Below are 2,211 nucleotides of genomic sequence, written 5' to 3' on the forward strand. Positions count from 1 at the left end.
TTCACGTCAATTGTTATTCTCATAAGCAGCTAAAAGGCATTTTTCATATAGCAGCAATGGCAGCCATACGGTTTAACCCGCAAATGAAGGAATATTTTGACCGAAAGAAAAAAGAAGGAAAGAAAGGTTTTGTGGCAATGAATAATGTGAAAAACAAATTGATTCATCAGATGTATGCAGTTGTAAGAACTAAAACACCTTTTAATCCAGAATATGTTTATAAAAGAGCAGCATAATTTTAAAGAAAATATTTGGATTTAAGTTAGCTATCGGCATCTTCCCGATGTCGAAGCTAGATAAGAAGGATTTCCAATCCGACATTAAAGTTTGTAAGTCCTACGATAATTCCTCAATTCCTACCACCGGCAAGCAAGTTTTACTTGATGAGCTAGAATTTAAGAACATCTGATAAAAAAACTTTCATGCATTCTCAAAAATAAAACTTAATCCGTTTTGCGTCCTTTTACCCAAACAAAACTCTCGAAACTGAACTTGCAAGATTAAAATATTTTTCATAATTTTGTATCCAAACGGATACAGTTCAAGAAATGTACTTTATTGAAAAGACGACGGAATTTGATAAGTGGTTTAAGAAGCTCAATGACTTACGAGCAAAAGCAAAAATTTTATTTAGAATCCAAAAACTAGAAAAAGACGAACATTTTGGAGATTGTGAACCAGTAGGAGATGGTATCAAAGAACTGAAAATTAACTTCGCAAAAGGCTACCGAGTATATTTCAAAGAAATTGATGGGAAAATTATTATTCTACTTGTCGGCGGGGATAAATCAACACAACAAAAAGACATTGAAAAAGCAAAAGATATTTGGAAAAGATTAAAGAAATAGAAAATGGAAACATCACAATTTGATATAGCTGATTATTTGGACAGCAAAGAAATGGTTGCCGAATATTTAAATGCAGTTTTGGAAGAGGGAAATGATGATGATATTGTTACGGCCATCGGACATATTGCAAAAGCAATTGGCATGACCAAAATCGCAGAAGAAACAGGAATGAGCAGACCTAGTTTGTACAAAGCACTATCGGAAGGAGCCAAACCTCAATTTTCAACAATAATGAAAGTTTTGAAAGCGGTTGGAGGACAAATACAAATAAATCCATTAACCGCATAAAAAACTAATTATGCTCTACGATGATTCCACCATCGTTGTGGTGTTAATCAAGTTTTACTTGCTTAAACTCATAACCAATTATCATTTCAACCTCAAAAATCAAACTTAATCCCCTGAACAAGCGGCAAAGTTTTTCGTAGTTGATGGAGTTGGTTTGGCTAAGTATGTAGGCTTTCCAGGTATCTGAGCCGCTTTCTCGGCCACCACTAACAACTTAATTGATAAATACTTTAAAAACGAATAGTTATGGGATACATAAAAGAACCAGAGGGAGTGGACTTAGTGATAAACGGAAAACCCTTAACAGACAAGCAAAAAAATGAAATTAGTGAGTTCATAAAGGCTGATAAAAAAAGGCTAGCAGAGTTAAAAATTCCCAGAGTAAAAAGTACGAATAGCAAACATCTAGCTGTTTGATAAAAAACTGAAAATTGGATAAACCTAGCAATTATTAAAATTAGTTTTTAGTCAGTTCTATGATGGTTCAACCACCATTGCGGAATCAAAATTGCTCATTTGGCAACATTTTATAAATATACACCATTCTAAATCGCTCTCAAAAATCAAACTTAATCCCCTGAGCCAGAGGCAAAGATTTTCCATAATTAATAGTATTGGTTTGGCGACGCATGTAGGCTTTCCAGGCATCTGAGCCACTTTCTCGGCCACCTCCGGTTTCTTTTTCACCACCAAAAGCACCACCAATTTCAGCTCCAGAGGTTCCGATGTTTACGTTGGCAATTCCACAATCCGAACCCGCATTTGACAAAAACCACTCTGATTCTTGCATATTATTGGTAAAAATAGCTGATGAAAGTCCCTGAGGTACAGCATTTTGTAAGGTTATGGCCTCCTCTAATGTTTCGTAAGCCATTACATAAAGAATCGGTGCAAAGGTCTCATTACAAACCACTTCTATTTGTTCTTTTACTTCAATTATCGTAGGTTCTACATAACATTTGCCCAAATTTGTCAAGAGATTTCCACCATATTTCAGCTCGCCACCGTTGTTCAAGGCACTGGTGATGGCGTTGAGGTACATTTCTACCGCAGCTTCGTCTATCAAAGGCCCGAT

The 2,211-nt window shown here is 35.7% G+C and carries 5 protein-coding genes and 1 pseudogene; 5 read left to right on the top strand and 1 reads right to left on the bottom strand.

The window, feature by feature from the left end:
• The 5 genes and pseudogenes from EGI31_RS14630 to EGI31_RS14650 all read left to right on the top strand — a co-directional run.
• Positions 1–236 (top strand): annotated as a pseudogene (locus tag EGI31_RS14630) (IS110 family RNA-guided transposase); the annotation flags it as partial.
• Positions 237–283: 47 nt separating this feature from the next.
• Positions 284–409, top strand: coding sequence for a hypothetical protein (locus EGI31_RS14635; protein WP_255037931.1), 126 nt, complete (start codon positions 284–286; stop codon positions 407–409).
• 139 nt (positions 410–548) lie between these two features.
• A complete protein-coding gene (locus EGI31_RS14640; RefSeq protein WP_255037932.1) occupies positions 549–848 on the top strand; it encodes a type II toxin-antitoxin system RelE/ParE family toxin in 300 nt (99 codons plus the stop codon).
• A gap of 3 nt (positions 849–851) precedes the next feature.
• Entirely contained in the window at positions 852–1,136 is a 285-nt protein-coding gene (locus EGI31_RS14645; protein ID WP_255037933.1) for an addiction module antidote protein, read from the top strand.
• 246 nt (positions 1,137–1,382) lie between these two features.
• Positions 1,383–1,553, top strand: a complete 171-nt coding sequence (locus EGI31_RS14650) for a hypothetical protein (protein ID WP_255037191.1) — start codon at positions 1,383–1,385, stop codon at positions 1,551–1,553.
• A 139-nt stretch (positions 1,554–1,692) separates the two neighbouring features.
• Here EGI31_RS14650 and EGI31_RS14655 read toward each other — a convergent pair.
• A partial coding sequence (locus EGI31_RS14655) for an aldehyde dehydrogenase family protein (protein ID WP_255037934.1) occupies positions 1,693–2,211 on the bottom strand: 519 nt, incomplete at its 5' end.

Source organism: Lacihabitans soyangensis, assembly GCF_024343775.1.
Taxonomy (GTDB): Bacteria; Bacteroidota; Bacteroidia; order Cytophagales; family Spirosomataceae; genus Leadbetterella; species Leadbetterella soyangensis.